Below are 16,039 nucleotides of genomic sequence, written 5' to 3' on the forward strand. Positions count from 1 at the left end.
GGGATTAATTAAACTAGTGTGAATAGACTCTGTAGGTACGGGTTTAATGATCGGTAGGGCGTCTCCGGGTGTTTGCGGAGGTAAAAAAGGGATTTCTTTAGATATTTGCGGAGGCGTCGAGATGACATCGTCCATTGATCAAGGTGAGATAGGGCGGCTTCAGGCTTTGCATGCTTACAACATTCTCGATACGTCTGCTACCGCTGAGTTCGACGATCTTACTTTGCTAGCAGCCGAGATTTGCCAAACCCCAATTGCTTTGATCAGCCTGATAGATGCATCTCGACAGTGGTTCAAGTCCAGGATCGGGATACCCCTTTCAGAAACTCCCAGAGACATTGCGTTCTGCAACTACACCATTAGGGCTGATGTGCCGCTAGTGGTCGAGGATACGCATACCGATCCACGCTTTGCGGCAAACCCTTTAGTCTTGGGAGAACCCAAAATCCGCTTCTATGCAGGGTCTTCCTTAATCACCCCTAATTCCTATCGAATCGGAACCCTCTGCGTGATTGATGTGGTTCCTCGGCAGTTGACTAGCAAGCAGCTTTCCGCTTTACAGGCTTTGAGTCGACAGGTCGTTAGCCAACTGGAGCTGCACAAAAGCTATAGCACTCTAATAGAGCTTGCTGCTAAGCAGCAAGGGGCTCTAACAAGTACAAGTGATATTTGGGACTGCAAGCAGTCAGACACAGCCGCTCTTCAGCTATCAGCGAAAGTAGACTCTTTAGAAGCGGCCGTTATTCCAACCAGTTGGGCTGGCATTACCTTGAACTGGGACGCTTCTATTAAGGAAATCCTATACTCTGCGGCTGCCCATCTGGCTATTGGTCATCGGCAGGCATCGGCCGCTCTTAGGAATTCACTCAAAGAACTTGCTGATATTAAGTTTGCACTAGATCAGTCCTCGATCGTCGCAATTACAGATTCTCGAGGAATCATTACCTACGTCAATGACAAATTTTGTGAGATTTCCCAGTACAGCAGAGAAGAGTTAATCGGCCAAAATCATCAGTTAATCAACTCTAGCTACCATTCGAGAGCCTTCTTCCAAAATATGTGGAGAACTATCTCAAGCGGCAAGGTATGGCAAGGAGAAGTTAGGAATCGAGCCAGAGACGGCTCACTTTACTGGGTAGGCACTACTATTGTGCCGTTTCTAGACTCCCAGGGCAAACCCTCTCAATACGTCGCTATCCGCAACGACATTACTGCTCGTAAGCAGGCAGAAGTCGCAGTGCTGCGTGCTAAGGAATTTAGCAACCACATTGTGACGGCTTCCCCAACCCTCATTTGTGGAATTGCTCCCAATGGAACGACCTCGTTTGTCAATCAGGCAGTTAGCCAGATTACGGAATATCCAGCTAAAGAGTTGGTGGGCCAAAACTGGTGGCATCTCCTCTATCCTCAAGGCGAATATTGGCAGGTTGAAAAACTCTTTCGAGATTTCAACCAGGGGCAAGTTGTTAACTATGAAATGACGCTAACAACTCGAAGCGGCAGCAAACGAGTTATTGCCTGGAACTCGGTTAACCGCTGGAATGCCCAGGGCGAACTTTTAGAAATTGTGGGCATTGGGGTTGATGTTACTGAGCGTAAGCATAGCGAAGCTGTCTTGAGACAACAGCGGGAGCGCGAAGGGCTGGTGACCGCTATCGCCCATCGAATTCGCCAATCTTTGGATCTGCACGAAATTTTGAATACCACGGTGGCAGAAGTGCAGCAAACGCTGCAGGCAGATCGGGTAATTACCTATCGCACCAACCCCGATGGTTCGGGGCAGGTGCTAACAGAAGCAGTTGCCCCCGGCGTATCGTCTATCTTTAACTATCTTTTGCCTGCAGACATTTTCCCCCTACAGTGCTATCAGCTCTATCAGCAGGGTCGAGTTCGACAGGTCACTAATGTTGAGCAAGACCCCATGTCTGAATGTTTGCGCGACACGCTGCGCCAGATCGGGGTGAAATCTAAGTTGGTAGTGCCCATTATTCATGAAAGTACGCTTTGGGGCATTTTGGTAGTCCACCAGTGTAGTCGGACTCGGCAGTGGGAAGGGTGGGAGACAGACCTGCTGCGGCAGCTCTCGACTCAAGTTGCGATCGCAGTCCACCAAGCAGCCCTTTACCAGCAGTCTCAGTCAGAACTGGCCGAGCGCAAGCAGGCAGAAGCCGCCCTCAGAGAGAGCGAAGCTCGATACAGGCTGGTCGCTGAAAATATGCGTGATCTGGTTTCGCTCCACGATCCAAAGGGTCATTTTCTGTATGTCAGTCCATCCTGTAAGTCTCTTCTGGGCTACAGCAGTAGTGAGTTGCTGGGGCAGCTTCCCGTCGCATTTTGCTATCCCGGCCATCGAGATGAGGTGCAGCAGGCAATTGATCTAGCAGCAGCAGGTCAAGAATCAGATTCGATTACCTGTCAGATGCGGAAAAGAACGGGAGACTACATCTGGTTAGAAATTTTAGCGAAGCCAATCTTTGACGAATTCGGTCAAGTCACGCGGTTTCAAATGACATCACGCGATGTCACTGAACGCATGAAGTTTCAGGAGCAATTGATCGCAGATGCGCTTCATGATGGTCTAACTGGTCTGCCTAACCGGAGCTTGTTAATGACCCGACTAGATCAGGCCCTTAAAGACCTTAAAGTAGATGCTACAAAACAGTTTGGGGTGCTGTTTCTAGATCTCGACCACTTCAAGGTGATTAACGATAGTCTTGGTCATTTGTTAGGTGATCAGCTGCTCTGCGCCATTGCCAAGAAACTACAGGCTCTTGTCCGTACAAATGATGTTGTTGCCCGGTTAGGAGGAGATGAATTTGTTATTCTCACCGAGAACATTAGAAACGCTAGTGAAATTCTCAACCTAGCAAGCCGCATCAGTCAGGCTTTTAGGCAGCCTCTCACAGTGGAAGGGCATGAGCTATTTGTTACTGTGAGCATTGGAATTTTGACAGGCGACCCAATTTATCAAAATGCCTCGGTGCTGCTGCGCGATGCCGATATCTCTATGTATCAGGCAAAAGCAAAGGGCAGAAACGGCTATCAAGTGTTCAGCCCATCAATGCACCTTCAGGTACTCAAGCGGCTTAATTTAGAGACTGATCTGCGTAAAGCCTTAGACCACCAGGAACTGTTTTTACTGTACCAGCCTATTGTTTCTTTAGACAGCCAAGAAATCGTCGGCTTTGAGGCCCTAATCCGCTGGAAACATGCCTCCCGAGGACTGATTTTACCGACTGATTTTATTCCGGTGGCTGAGGAGACAGGCTTGATTGTGCCCATCGGTCTGTGGACTCTTGAAACAGCCTGTCGCCAGATCGTTGCTTGGCAGAGCCAGCTTCCGCTTGCCCATTCTTTGAAACTCAGTGTCAACCTCTCCGCCCGGCAGCTACAAAATACCGCGTTTCTACAGCAGGTAGATGATACGCTCAGGTTGACTGGTATGCCGCCCAATCGTCTCAGTCTAGAGCTGACTGAAAGCATCATGGTTCAAGATAATTTAGACACCATTGGGCTACTCAGACAGCTGCGGGAAAGAGGCATTCGCATCAGCATTGATGACTTTGGTACTGGCTATTCGTCGCTACGCTATCTTCATCAAATGCCTGTTGATGCGCTGAAAATAGATAAATCTTTTGTTGAAAATATGCATGATGATAGCCACCATCAAAAGATTATCGAAACCATTATTGCGCTTAGCCAACACTTGAAGCTAGACGTGATTGCAGAAGGGATTGAGAGCCGTGACCAGCTAGCTAACTTAAAACAGCTAGATTGCCAGTTTGGCCAGGGTTATCTATTTGCCAAACCCCTAAAGCCTGAAGAAGCTAGCTTGCTTCTAAAACAACCCCATTTTAAGTACCTATAATCGGCTTTGAGGAACATTAACTTTTCTGTCCTATGGCCTGGCTCAGTGCTGCGATTTGTCTAGAGGGGAACTCTAAAACGTGGAACGGTTCAAGGTTTAGTGTTTCACAGGACTGTAGTATGCAGAAATTTGAGTGGACTGACAGTTTAAGCGTTGGTGTTCCTATGATTGATACGCAGCATAAGGAACTGATTGCCGCTTTTAACGATCTCTCGGATGCGATTGAACAGGGAACGGGATCAACTTCTATCAAAAAGCTACTGGTCTTTTTGCAGTATTTCACCGAGTGGCATTTTGGGCAGGAAGAAAGCTGTGCAGCCAAGCACAAATGCCCTATTGCTGGTACCAATCAGCAGGCTCACGCTAAGTTCTTGGAAATTTTCGGAGAGCTAAAAACCCGATACCGCGAAAGTGGAGCTAGTGAAGAGATTGCCCGCCAGGTCCACACTCAGTTGGCCGATTGGCTAGTTAGCCACATTATGACCATTGATACTCAGCTGGGGCAGTGTATTCGACATAGGAGCACTAGTGTTGCTTGAAGATAGGGGGTTGCGATCGCATCATTTAAGCCGACGCTTCGCCGTGAAATTTTAGGCTGAGGCAGGCAATGCCTAACGTCACCAGCAGAATACCTAAAAGCTGCATCAGCGTAATTCCCTCTTGCAGGGTAAACCAGGCCAGAAGAGCCGTCAGGATAGGGGTTGTGGAGCTAATGAGAGAGGTGCGCGCCGCGCCGATCATCTGGATACCGTAGTTATTGAGAATGTAGGCAATCATGGCGGTAATGCCACTAAGGCCGCTTACCAGCCAAATAGCAGGCCAAAACTCAGGCAGCACCTGAATGTTGACCCACAGCAAGCTGACCGTCGCTAGCACTAGATTGGTAGCAAACAGCACCAGGGAAAACGGCAGGGGATGGAGTGGACGCTGCCCCGGCGGCAGAGTCTTTGCCCGCAGAGAAAGCTGGGTCAGTAGACTGTACCCAGCAAAGCAAAACCCGGCACTCAGTGCTGACAGGCTGCCCTTAATCCAACTCGCCAGAGGGAGAGTATCGGGGTGAGGGGTCGTTAGCACTAGGCCCAGTAGAATCAGCCCCATCAGCCTCAGGTGAAAAGGTTTGGGCCGCTCCCCCAAAAGCGCCCAGGCCAGCAGCGTCGTTAACGCTGGGTGAATGAAGAACAGGGTGACGGCAATACCCGTTGACAAAAAGCTGATTGCGGTGAACAGCAGCACCAAGGCCGCAAAGACAGCTACTGAGGCTCCTATAACCGTCAACCCATACCGAATTTTTCGAGGGTTGGAATCTGTTGGGCTCAAAGTGAAGGTTTGTCGCAGTTCTTGGAAAGTCGGTGGATAAAGGTTGCAGCTAATAGCAAACATCATCGGCACGACAAATAGCGTCCGCAGCTGGAGCAGCAGCACCGAATGCTGGAAGCTCGGCTCTACCCAACCGCCCCAAGGAAACTGTCCCAAGATGATTTGGGGGCTGACAATAATCTTCAATGCGACATTTTGAATCGCCAGACAGCAGGTAGAAAGCAGAACCAGCAGCGTCCCGAGCATAGCAAATGGGGTTTAAGAAGGGATGGCGTGATTCTAAAGCAGGGCTTTTGCTGGCTGTTCCCCCTCAAGCCGAAAGCCCCACTGGGAAGTGGCAGGCGGCCCAGTGCTCTGGGATGGCCTCCTGTAAAAGGGGCATTTCTTGCTGGCAGCGGTCCTGACCTTTGGGGCAGCGGCCATAGAGGCGGCAGACCTGGGGTGCAGGGTTGATGGGGCTGCGGGGTTCGCCCAGCAGGGGAATGGGCTGGGGCTTGGCCTCAAAGCTGGGAATCGCTGAGAGCAAGGCTTCGGTGTAGGGATGACGCGGACGGTTAAAGATTTCGCTGACGGTGCCGGCTTCGACAATCTGGCCTAGGTACATTACTAAAATGCGATCGCACAGCAGCCGCACCACATTCAAATCGTGAGATACAAATAAATAGCTCATGCCCAACCGCGCCTTTAGGTCAGCCAGCAGATGCAAAATGATCGCCTGCACCGACACATCTAGGGCTGAGGTCGGCTCATCAAGCACCAGCAGCTTTGGACTCAGGGCAATGGCGCGGGCAATGCCCACCCGCGCTTTCTGCCCACCGGAGAGCTGGTGCGGAAAACGGCTGAGCAAGTCTTGGGGCAATCCGACCAATTCCGCGAGTTCTGCTGCCCGCTGCCGCAGATGGGCCGAGTCACGCTTGCCAGAGAGCTGCCGAATTGGCTCCGTAATCGTGTCGTAGGCCGTAAAGCGTGGATTGAGGCTATCAGTTGGGTCTTGAAACACCAGCTGAATTTTCCCCCGGTAGCGGCTTTTAGGAAATTGCCGAGCCGCCATCGTGCTGATAATCGTATCCTCAAAGCGAATCTCACCTGAGGTCGGGTCCAGTAGCCGAGTAATCAGACGGATCAAGGTGGACTTGCCGCAGCCCGATTCGCCCACCAAGCCGACACTTTCGCCAGGGTGAATATCGAAGGAAACCCGATCGACCGCGTGCAGGTGAGCGGTTTTGCTGATGGGGAAGCGTTTGGAGAGGTTGTTGACTTGGAGGAGGGGCATGGGGGGTAGGGGGTGGATGGGTGAGTGGATGAGTGGGTGAGTAGACGAGTAGGGGAGTGGGGGGTTTGAGAGTTAGCTGTTAAGTACTGATTTCATGTTTCATATGCTTCCTTACCCATCCACCCATCTACTCATCCACCCTTTACAAAGGCTTTTGGCACGCGACAAAATGCTCTCGGTCAATCAGGTCTAGGGTCAGGGGAGGTTGGTCGCAGAGATTAGTTTCGTAGCGATCGCATCTTTGGCTAAAGCGACAAGGGGGGAGATCGGTAGCTTTGAGATCAGGCAGGTTACCGGGGATGGGGACGAGGTCGGCGAAGGTTTTGTGGGGTTCGGGGGTGGCGGCGATGAGTTTGGCGGTATAGGGGTGGCGGGGATGGGCGAAAAGGGCGTGGGTGGGGGCCAATTCAACGACGTGTCCGGCGTGCATGACGACGATGCGATCGCAATATTCTGAGGCTAGTGCCAAATCGTGGGTAATCAGCACAGTGGCCATTTGGCGCTGCTCGGCCAGGTCTTTGAGCAGATTCATTACGGTAGCTTGGGTGGTGACGTCTAGCCCTGTGGTGGGTTCGTCAGCGATCAGGAGTTTAGGCGAGCAGGCCAGGGCTAGGGCAATCATAATGCGCTGGCATAGTCCGCCCGACAGCTCATAGGGATAGGCGTCGTAGCGTTTTTCGGCATCGGGTATGCGAACGCTAGACAGCAGATCAATCGCTTTGGTTTTTAAATCTGCTGAGGGCAGGTTTGAATGGCACCGCAGGACGTCCTCAATCTGCTTACCCACCTTACGAATGGGGTTCAATGCTGTGCGCGGGTTCTGAAAGATCATCGAGAGTTCTTTGCCCCGCAGTTGCCGTAGGGCAGACTCAGGCTCTGCTAGCAGATCAACGTTTTTCTCGCCCGTTTGCAATAACGCCTGCCCTTTTGTCACCCTTCCAGCCCGATCCAGCACGCCCATTAAGGTAAAAGCCGTGACCGATTTGCCAGAACCGCTCTCGCCCACAATACCGACTGTTTCCCCTGGCTGAATGGCGAAGCTGACAGATTCCAGCGCCTTAACCACACCGGAACGGGTGCGAAACTCGACTGTAAGGTTTTCGACCGACAGCAGCGCTGCTTGAGTTTTGACCGGAATCGGGGTGGTTTGCATGGTTAGGGTGAGTTGCGATCGCACAACCTAGACAGGGTTCGATTAAAGGCAGAGGCCCAGGTGCAGAAACTTGGCGACAGAAACTTGGCGCAAAAACTATGGATTTACGTACGCATTCGAGGATCGATCAAATCCCGCAGCCCATCGCCCAGCAGGTTGAAGCAAAACACTGCCAGCATCAGCACCGCACCGGGAAACAGGGCCAGCCACCATTCTCCCGACACGATATAGGTCGCACCTTCGGCCACCATGATGCCCCACTCAGCGGTCGGCGGTCGGACGCCTAGGCCAATGAAAGACAGCCCCGCCGCATTGAGAATGGCCCAGCCCATATTCAGCGACATATGCACCATCATCACCGGCAGCACGTTGGGAAATAGGTGCTGGGCCATAATGCGCCAGTCGCCATTGCCCACCAGCCGCGCCGCCTCGACATAGCCAGCTTCGCGCCGGATCAAAACTTCCGATCGCACGACTCGGGTGTAGAGCGGCAGGTTGATAACGGCCGTTGCATAAATGATGTTCTCAATGGAGTTGCCCAGCGCCGCCACTAGCCCCATCGCCAGCACAAATAAAGGAAATGCCATCAGGGTGTCTATGCAGCGAGAAATGATGCGGTCAGTCCAGCCGCCGAAATAGCCTGCGCAGGTGCCCAAAATGCTGCCTACCCAAAACGACATTGCGACCGCCAGCACCGCAATACCCAAATCCAACCGGGTCGCCACAATCACGCGGCTGAGCACATCTCGCCCCAACTGGTCGGTGCCAAACCAGTGAGATGGGGAGGGGGCCTGTAGTGCGATCGCAGAATTGCTAGCCAGCGGATCATAGGGTGCCAGCGCCTCGCCAAAGATAGCAAACAGCGCAAACACAAAAAACAGCCCAAACGCAGCAAAGGTAATGACGTTTTCGCTAATTACGTACTGGGTGTGGCGGAGGGTGGCGGTCATGGGGCGGAGGGGTGGTGAATGGGTAGGAGAGAAGGGGGGAAGACGCAGAGAGGGGAGCGCGGGGATGGGGATGGTGGGGGAGATAGGGGGGACAGGAGAGATCGGGAATTCATCGAATATTGCTCATCCACTCATTACTCCTCTACTCATCCATTTATCTACCCCTTACCCCTCCACCCCTCCACCCCTTACCCCTCCACCCCTGCCCTTGGGTCAATCACTACATACAGCAGGTCGATCAGCAGGTTGAGAAAGACGTACAGCAGTGCCATCGTCAAGATAAAGCCTTGGATCGGGGCGTAGTCTGACTGCACGAGGGCTTCGACGGCGTAGGAGCCGATACCGGGCCAGGCAAAGACTTTTTCAACTAGGATGTTGGCTCCTAGCAGAAAGGAAAAGACAATACCGAGGGTGGTGACAACGGGGAGCATGGCGTTGCGGAAGGCGTAGCCAAAGAGGATTTGGCGGGGCGGTAGGCCGCTGGCTCTGGCAGTGCGGATGAAGTCGCTAGAGAGAATGGCGAGCATGGCGGCGCGGGTGACGCGCGCTAGGGGAGCTAGGGCAAACAGACCCAGGGTGATAGCGGGCAGAATGAGCTGAGCTAGGGCGGCCCCAAACAGACCCAGATCGCCTGCTAGTAGGCTGTCGATTAAGTAAAAACCGCTTACCTGAGGGGGGGCACTATGAAGTAGATCTAGCCGCCCTACGGGAGCCGGAGCCAGACCCAAGCGGTAATACAAGATGTACAGCAGAAATAGGCCGGTAAAAAAGGTGGGCAGAGAGACGCCTGCTGTTGCCAGTAGCCTGACTGAGTGATCAATCCAAGAATTGGGTCGGGTGGCTGCTAGGATGCCGAGGGGAAGGGCAAGTGCGATCGCAAATACCAGTCCGGCCAAGGTCAGTTCCAGAGAGGCGGGCAGCCGCGTCATCAGGTCATACACTACGGTTTGGCCGGTCGTGAGCGAAACGCCCAGATCGCCCCGAATCAAGTTGCCCAGGTAAAGCAGAAACTGCTCTGGCAGGGTGCGGTCGAGTCCCAAGCTGCGGCGGATCTCCTCAATGGCCTCTGCAGTAGCCGCTGGTCCGGCGAAGAATGCAGCAGGATCACCAGGCAGGGCTCGCGTCAGCAGAAATGTCACAATAACCACCCCGATGACGCTCGGAATTGCGCCCGCTAACCGCCGTCCGATAACTTTTCCCGTTGACTGTGCCATGACTTACGCCTTTTGCAGCTGACGGAAATCGAGCTGGCGGTGGAACCAATACTGGTAGCCGCTGATGTTGGGCTGCATCGCTACTCCTAGCACCGGTTGCACGAGAGGCACGCGGGGCACTTCCTGCCAGGCAGTTTTGATAAAGCCTTTCACACTCTCGTCATACTCTGCCTTTCCTGGTTCCGAGGCCAGCGCCTTTTCGATCTGCTGGTCCATTGCCGGGTTCTTGTAGGAACTGCCGTTAAAGGTCGCATCCTGGCTGTGGTAAGCGTAGAAAAAGAAGTAATCAGGGTAATTTAGCCAGCCACCGAAGTTGTTGACAATCATGGGCCGGCTCTTTTCGACCAGCACCGCCCGGAAGTTGGCGTTGGGCACTTTCTCAATATTGATCTTGATGCCGATCTTCGCTAGCGACTCCTGCATCAGCACGACTGCCGGTTCGGCCCATTCTTTGGTGCCCAGGTCAAAGGCCAGCGTTGTTTCAAACCCGTCGGGATAGCCAGACTCAGACATCAGCTTTTGGGCCATTGCCAGATCGGTCTTGTAAGGGCTGGGCTGGGGCCACTCAGCAGATTTAGGCTCAAAGTCGCCGCTGCCATAGAGGGGCACCGTCTGCCCATAAAAGGCCGTTTCTGCGATCGCATCGTAGGGCATGGCATAGGCGACTGCCTGCCGCACTTTAGTATCGGCAAAGGGGTTCTCAGCCCCCTTTAGCTGAGCGTTGGTGTGCATATCGACGGAGTAGACGCAGTTTTCAATTGGAGCCGATAGAACCGTAAACTGGTCCATCGCCTTGAATTCTTTCAGGTCTTTTTCCGAGAGGTCAAAGTTGATGTCGATGTCGCCCCTCTCCAGCAGCGCCCGTCGGTTACCTGCCTCCGGCACGTTGAGCACAATGACTTCTTCAATCTGGGGCAGTGGGCCTGACTTCCACTCCTCGAAGCGCACTAGGGTAATGCGCTCGTTGGGCTTAAACTCGCCGAGCTTATAAGCCCCGCCCCCGGCATCGTTACTGTTGAGCCACTCGGCTCCCCAGGGGTCGGCTTCGCTCAGGTGGGGCTTCACCAATTCCGAGTTGATCACGACCGGAATCGGGACTGCCAGATCGATCATGGTGAGCTTGTCGGGGCGCAAAAACTTCACCCGGAAGGTGTGGTCGTCTACCACCTCAAACTGCTCTGGCTTCTCCAGTACCCCTGCCTTCATCTGAAAGGTGGGAAAGCCGCCGATAGACACGGCCCGATCAAAGGACCACTTCACATCTTTGGCTGTCACCGGCGTGCCGTCGTGGAAAGTAGCGTCCTGCCGCAGAAAGAAGGTGACAGACATCCCATCTGAAGCCATTTCCCAGCTCTCTGCCAGCTCCGGCTCAAGCACTGTGTAGTCGTAGGATAGCGAGCCATCAGGCGTTTCTTTGGTGCCAAAGGTCATCAGCCGGTCATACATCGCCCAAGAGATACCGTAGGCAGGCCGATTGGTTCCTATGCGGTGTAGGTCGAGACTGTTGGGAAAGCCGCCGCCCTGCACCATCGTCAGCTTGGCATTGGTGGCCCCAGCAGTTGCCCCAGCCGCCGCTTCAGAGGATGCTACAGGAGAGTTTGAGCTACAGGCTTTTAGCCCATTGGCCAATGTAATGCCAGCGGTAAAACTAAGGCTAGTTTTGAGCAGTTTTCGGCGTTTCATAGCGGCCCCAAAAGAGTGTGCAAACTGAGTGAAGGGATTACGAAAAATCGGGTTCTAAAAAAGAGTAAAATCAGCTACAGTTTGTAAGCTGATGACTGTGTGATGTGCGTTGAAGTTGGGCTTAACTGTAGAACACACATCAGAAAGAATGGGAGAAGAATTTGGGAAGAATTCGGGAAGAATATTTACCATTTGATGACAGAAGTAAGCCTCGAACAGCTTGACAGAAACCCGATTTTAAGGAGTTTGAAGACTGCAGATTTAAATGCTGTAACTTGACATAGACTGCTCAAAACAAAATTTTCATGGTTGTCACGCGGCTTTTTCGATCTCTGCCCACTACGTTCACCCTGATCGTCGGGCTAGGGCTGACCCTAACGACAACGCTGTGGGTGGGGCGATGGGAACGGCTAACGCGGCAAAGTGAATTTCAGCAGCAGATTGATAACCTTACAACGTCGCTTCAGCGCACTACAAACCGCTACAACGAGCTGCTGCTCTCTCTAGGAGACCTCTACCGGGTTGCGGATAATCAGGTCAGCCAAACTGATTTTCACCGCTTTGTGCAGCGGGCCTTAGGTTCTTATCCCGGCATTCAGGCGCTGGAGTGGGCACCGCGCGTTCCGGCAGCAGAGCGCGCGGCTTATGAGCAGGCGTTGGCGCTGCAGGGCAGCTTTGAGCAGGCCAGCATCTTAGAGCGCAATGCAGCTGGAGCGATGGTTCCGGCGGCTCCGCGCAGTGAATATATACCCGTTACCTACATAGAACCCTGGCAGGGCAACGAAGTGGCAATGGGCTACGACCTGGCTTCAGACACGACCCGGCAGGTGGCCCTAGATCTGGCGCGAGATACGGGTGCGATCGCATTTACTGCCCGCATCCAGCTAGTCCAAGAAACTGCCGACAACCAATACAGCTTCCTGGTCTTTCTGCCGGTTTATAGCCAGCCAGCCTCTACCCTAGAAGCCCGACGACAGCACCTAGAGGGCTATATTCTGGGCGTGTTTCGGGTTGCCGATGTGGTCGAAGAAGCCCTTCAAGACTTGAACTTCGGCATTGACTTCTATCTCTATGACCAAACCGCCAGTTCCGACGAGCAATTTTTAGGCTTTTACAACTCTGCGCTGCAGCGAGTCGTTACCACAGCTAACCCCATTCCCAAAACTCAGCCGGGCAGAAACTTTTTGTGTTCAGATCAACAGAACTGTACCCAAAGCCTATACCTAGGCCAGCGGGAATGGCGCATCGTGTTCCTGCCCTCTTCTGCTTACCAGCCTCGCTATTTTCCCTTGAGCACTTTGGCGACGCTGTTGATTGGCCTACTGCTCACCAGCAGCCTGCTGATTTACCTATCGCGCTGGCAGGCCGAACTAGAGCGCACCCGCGAACTGAGCGACCTGAAGCTGCGTCTATTCTCTATGGCCTCCCATGAGCTGAGAACGCCGCTGAGCATCATTTTGGTTTCGGCTCAGTCTTTAGAAACCAATCGGGCCATCTTGACCCCGACCCAGCAGACCAACGCCATTGAGCGCATTCAAACCGCTGCCAAGCGGCTCAGCCAGCTCGTCAGCGACATTCTCACCCTGACCCGCGCCGAAGCAGGCAAGCTGGAGTTTACCCCTGAGATTATTGAGCTAGAACCCTTCTGCTGGCAAATCGTAGACGAAGTGCAGGCCAGCCTCAAACCCACCCAGCACCTGTTGTTTGAGCTGCCGCTACCGCTGCCCAAAGCCTTCCTCGATAAAAAGCTGCTGCGCTCACTGCTGCTGAACCTGCTCTCCAACGCCGCCAAATATTCCCCGGAAGACGGCAAAATCCAGCTTCAGGTCAGCCTTACCAGCAATACTCTGCACTTTCAGGTCAGCGATCAGGGCATTGGCATTCCCCCAACCGCCCAAGACCAGATCTTTGAAGCCTTCTATCGCGGAGACAACGTCGGCAGCGTCCAAGGCACCGGGCTAGGTCTCGCCGTCGTTAAAACTTGTGTAGACCTACACGACGGCACCCTGAGCGTAAGCAGCACTCTGGGGGGTGGGACTGTGGTGTCGGTTGCCTTGCCTTGGGTGGAGTAGAGGGGTGGATGGATGGGTAGATGGTAAGGGGTAAAGGGTGGATGGATGAAGGATAGATGAGTGGGGAGTGGATGGGACACGGGGAATGCGGGGAAGGTAGATAGATGGATCCGGCTTCTACCGGCTGGCTTGGTCTACAAATGCATCCATATCTCTAATCTCTAAGGAGAGTTTTAGATCTCCCAAATCTTTACTCCTTCGCACCCCCGCTCCCCACCACCCCTCTACCCTTTACCCTTTACCCTTCACCCCCTCACCCTCTCAACCGATACCCCAACCCATGCACGGTTTCAATCAAGTTCCTCCCCGCGCCTGCTTTTTGCAGCTTTTGCCGCAGGGCTTTGACGTGGGCTTTTACGGTTTCTTCGCCGGGGATTTCTTCTAACGTCCAGATTGATTCTAGGATAAAGGCTCGGTTGAGCACACGCCGTCCGTTTTGCATGAGCAGTTCTAGAATGGCAAACTCTTTGGGGGTTAGGCGCAGCGGGCTGTCTCGGTAGCTGGCTTCGTAGGTGCTGGGGTTGAGCCGCAGGTCGCCCCAGCGCAGGAGCGGGGAGTTGCCTCTCTCGCCCCGGCGCAGCAGTGCTCGAATCTGTGCTAGCAGTTCTGCCAGGTCAAAGGGTTTGACCATGTAAACATCGGCCCCAGAGTCTAGGCCAGCAACTTTGTCTAGGCTGGTGTCGCGGGCGGTCAGCATGAGCACTGGAGACTGGTAGCCGCGCGATCGCATTCTTTGACACAGGGACAATCCATTGAGCCGAGGCAAGGTCACATCTAGTAGAGCCAGGTCATAAGGCAGGGTTTCTAGCTGAGTCCAAGCTACTTCTCCGTCTTCTGCTACATCCACGGTGTAGTGCTGAGCCGCGAGTGCTTCTGCCAATGAGGTAGCCAGGGGTCTGTCGTCTTCTACCAAAAGAATCCGCATATGTCACAACCGACTACGGGGGTTAGAGCACCCGTGTGCTGAGAGCGCTGTGACTAGCATCCTGCCTTGAATTGCGATCGCAAATTGTTAGCCAACGCACAACAGCGGCTTGACTCTGTTTTTAATGAACTGGCTGAGCTGCTATTAAAGAGGTGCGCAGGCAGGTTTTATGCCTGTGAGTCGGCCTCTAAAGGAGCTTGGTAGCCGCAAACTCCATTGGCATCCCACTGAACTTCTGCAATCAGGAGAGCGCAGCCGCTGATGACAATGCCCGTCGTGAGCGGCTGCCACATACCGACGTGGGGAAGTATGTAAATCGTGAGGAAATGCGCGGCTGCTATCAGCATAAAGGCGCGCGATCGCATTCCCAATCCTGTGATCACATAGCCAATACCGCTAATGCCTAGCCACAAAGGGCACAAATGTCCTAAAACCTCACCCCATCCCAAAAACAGGCTTAAATCGGTCGTCAGAGTGCCCACCAGCATCAACCCGCTCCAGCCATAGAGCACCCAGGTTAACCGTTCTTCAGCACTAAAGTGGGAGGTTAGAGCCACCATCCCCACGACACAGAGCACCGTTAATCCAGAGGCCATCATCGCCTGAGCAAACCAGTTTAGCGACAAAAACTGAGCAGCCAGAAAAATTGCGGCAGATACAGCTGCCCACAGTAGACACGCCTGATCATGCCGCGTGTAGAACGTGGACACAATAACCCGCTGTTTAATCTGCCAGTGAACCCGCCACAGTCCTGGTGAATCGTAAATAGAAAAGGCCGACTGTTTCTTAGAAACTATTGGAGTATCAAAGTTAAAGAAGCTCATTTTAAGGAAGGGAAAAAGCCTGGACATAAAAGCTGTTCAATGCCCTTAGCTTCCTCTAGCTGCCCCCAGACAAACTCTGTCAATGGAGCAAACCCAATTGGGTTGGCGATCTGCCGTTGGAGACATTCAGCTTAGCTTTTAGAGCAGCTATTACTTAGCTCTGCTTTAAGAGCTACTGTCAAGACAACAAGTTAGGAGCGCGTTCAGATAGTTCAATCTGAGAGTTGTAGGTAGTAAAGTTACGAAACCATAACTGAGAAAACGAATGTCTCATAGTCATCTTCACAGCCAAATTGGCTTTGACCGAATGAGGCCATTAGCAACAGATTGGTATCGTTCGATACTGTTAGTTTCCTATGCCCATGACGTTTTATTTGGGGGAAAGCTAACGGCCCGCAGCGCGTACCAGAAGGTAAGCCAGCGTCTAGGCTAGTCTCGGTTCTCGTTTTTAACTGCGATCGCACACAGGCACCCAATTCACAGGCAAAACCCTCTTTCCGCTCGCCTCTAGGGTGGGCTAGCTGATTGCCGGAGCGATCCTGATGTATCTGTCGCCTGCCATTCTCGATTAGGTTTTGGCTTCCGAGCGCATGTGCCTCTAGATGGAATAGCTAAGCTGAGGCGGTTACCGACCTGAGCCGACGGGTTAGAGCCATCGCCTTAACGCTCACCTTAGCGGGGAATTTGATTTGGTATCAGCGGTTTGAGGGCAAAGCCTAGGGGCGCGGTCAGGTCTAGAGATGGCTCAGCAGGCGGCCAC

The 16,039-nt window shown here is 53.2% G+C and carries 11 protein-coding genes; 3 read left to right on the plus strand and 8 right to left on the minus strand.

Annotation, left to right across the window (positions count from 1 at the left end; translation table 11 throughout):
- Positions 1-121 precede the first annotated feature (121 nt).
- Together H6G13_RS12265 and H6G13_RS12270 are read left to right on the plus strand one after the other, a co-directional pair.
- The gene (locus tag H6G13_RS12265) at positions 122-3,868 is read left to right on the plus strand and encodes an EAL domain-containing protein (RefSeq protein WP_190483495.1); all 3,747 of its coding nucleotides are present in this window, start codon (positions 122-124) and stop codon (positions 3,866-3,868) included.
- A 119-nt stretch (positions 3,869-3,987) separates the two neighbouring features.
- Positions 3,988-4,407: a hemerythrin family protein gene (locus H6G13_RS12270; protein WP_190483496.1), complete on the plus strand. Its 420-nt coding sequence runs from the start codon at positions 3,988-3,990 to the stop codon at positions 4,405-4,407.
- 25 nt (positions 4,408-4,432) lie between these two features.
- Here the strand turns inward: H6G13_RS12270 and H6G13_RS12275 are convergent, their stop codons facing one another.
- From H6G13_RS12275 to H6G13_RS12300, 6 genes are all read right to left on the minus strand, one after another.
- The gene (locus H6G13_RS12275; protein ID WP_190483497.1) at positions 4,433-5,431 is read right to left on the minus strand and encodes a DMT family transporter; all 999 of its coding nucleotides are present in this window, start codon (positions 5,429-5,431) and stop codon (positions 4,433-4,435) included.
- Between the two features lie 64 nt (positions 5,432-5,495).
- On the minus strand, positions 5,496-6,458 hold the full coding sequence (locus H6G13_RS12280; RefSeq protein WP_190483498.1) for an ABC transporter ATP-binding protein: 963 nt from the start codon (positions 6,456-6,458) through the stop codon (positions 5,496-5,498).
- Between the two features lie 142 nt (positions 6,459-6,600).
- Complete coding sequence (locus H6G13_RS12285; protein WP_190483499.1) at positions 6,601-7,611, minus strand: ABC transporter ATP-binding protein; 1,011 nt, start codon at positions 7,609-7,611, stop codon at positions 6,601-6,603.
- 104 nt (positions 7,612-7,715) lie between these two features.
- Positions 7,716-8,561 (minus strand): ABC transporter permease, encoded by an 846-nt coding sequence (locus tag H6G13_RS12290; RefSeq protein WP_190483500.1) that lies wholly within the window; start codon positions 8,559-8,561, stop codon positions 7,716-7,718.
- Positions 8,562-8,749: 188 nt separating this feature from the next.
- Positions 8,750-9,775, minus strand: coding sequence for an ABC transporter permease (locus H6G13_RS12295; protein ID WP_190483501.1), 1,026 nt, complete (start codon positions 9,773-9,775; stop codon positions 8,750-8,752).
- Between the two features lie 3 nt (positions 9,776-9,778).
- Complete coding sequence (locus tag H6G13_RS12300) at positions 9,779-11,458, minus strand: ABC transporter substrate-binding protein (RefSeq protein WP_190483502.1); 1,680 nt, start codon at positions 11,456-11,458, stop codon at positions 9,779-9,781.
- Between the two features lie 305 nt (positions 11,459-11,763).
- Here H6G13_RS12300 and H6G13_RS12305 point away from each other — a divergent pair, with 305 nt between their 5' ends.
- Positions 11,764-13,530, plus strand: coding sequence for a CHASE domain-containing protein (locus H6G13_RS12305; RefSeq protein ID WP_190483503.1), 1,767 nt, complete (start codon positions 11,764-11,766; stop codon positions 13,528-13,530).
- Positions 13,531-13,783: 253 nt separating this feature from the next.
- Here H6G13_RS12305 and H6G13_RS12310 read toward each other — a convergent pair whose 3' ends face one another.
- The gene (locus H6G13_RS12310; RefSeq protein WP_190483504.1) at positions 13,784-14,455 is read right to left on the minus strand and encodes a response regulator transcription factor; all 672 of its coding nucleotides are present in this window, start codon (positions 14,453-14,455) and stop codon (positions 13,784-13,786) included.
- Between the two features lie 167 nt (positions 14,456-14,622).
- Positions 14,623-15,279 (minus strand): hypothetical protein, encoded by a 657-nt coding sequence (locus H6G13_RS12315; RefSeq protein ID WP_242028286.1) that lies wholly within the window; start codon positions 15,277-15,279, stop codon positions 14,623-14,625.
- Positions 15,280-16,039: the final 760 nt, after the last annotated feature.

It is taken from the genome of Pseudanabaena sp. FACHB-2040 (assembly GCF_014696715.1).
In the GTDB taxonomy this organism is placed as follows: Bacteria; Cyanobacteriota; Cyanobacteriia; order Phormidesmidales; family Phormidesmidaceae; genus JACVSF01.

Excerpts from the sequence above, each read along its gene's own strand:
- H6G13_RS12300 (WP_190483502.1), bottom strand. The coding sequence starts at position 11,458 with ATGAAACGCCGAAAACTGCTCAAAACTAGCCTTAGTTTTACCGCTGGC.
- H6G13_RS12310 (WP_190483504.1), bottom strand. The coding sequence starts at position 14,455 with ATGCGGATTCTTTTGGTAGAAGACGACAGACCCCTGGCTACCTCATTG.
- H6G13_RS12270 (WP_190483496.1), top strand. The coding sequence starts at position 3,988 with ATGCAGAAATTTGAGTGGACTGACAGTTTAAGCGTTGGTGTTCCTATG.
- H6G13_RS12290 (WP_190483500.1), bottom strand. The coding sequence starts at position 8,561 with ATGACCGCCACCCTCCGCCACACCCAGTACGTAATTAGCGAAAACGTC.
- H6G13_RS12305 (WP_190483503.1), top strand. The coding sequence starts at position 11,764 with ATGGTTGTCACGCGGCTTTTTCGATCTCTGCCCACTACGTTCACCCTG.
- H6G13_RS12295 (WP_190483501.1), bottom strand. The coding sequence starts at position 9,775 with ATGGCACAGTCAACGGGAAAAGTTATCGGACGGCGGTTAGCGGGCGCA.
- H6G13_RS12275 (WP_190483497.1), bottom strand. The coding sequence starts at position 5,431 with ATGCTCGGGACGCTGCTGGTTCTGCTTTCTACCTGCTGTCTGGCGATT.
- H6G13_RS12265 (WP_190483495.1), top strand. The coding sequence starts at position 122 with ATGACATCGTCCATTGATCAAGGTGAGATAGGGCGGCTTCAGGCTTTG.
- H6G13_RS12280 (WP_190483498.1), bottom strand. The coding sequence starts at position 6,458 with ATGCCCCTCCTCCAAGTCAACAACCTCTCCAAACGCTTCCCCATCAGC.
- H6G13_RS12315 (WP_242028286.1), bottom strand. The coding sequence starts at position 15,279 with ATGAGCTTCTTTAACTTTGATACTCCAATAGTTTCTAAGAAACAGTCG.
- H6G13_RS12285 (WP_190483499.1), bottom strand. The coding sequence starts at position 7,611 with ATGCAAACCACCCCGATTCCGGTCAAAACTCAAGCAGCGCTGCTGTCG.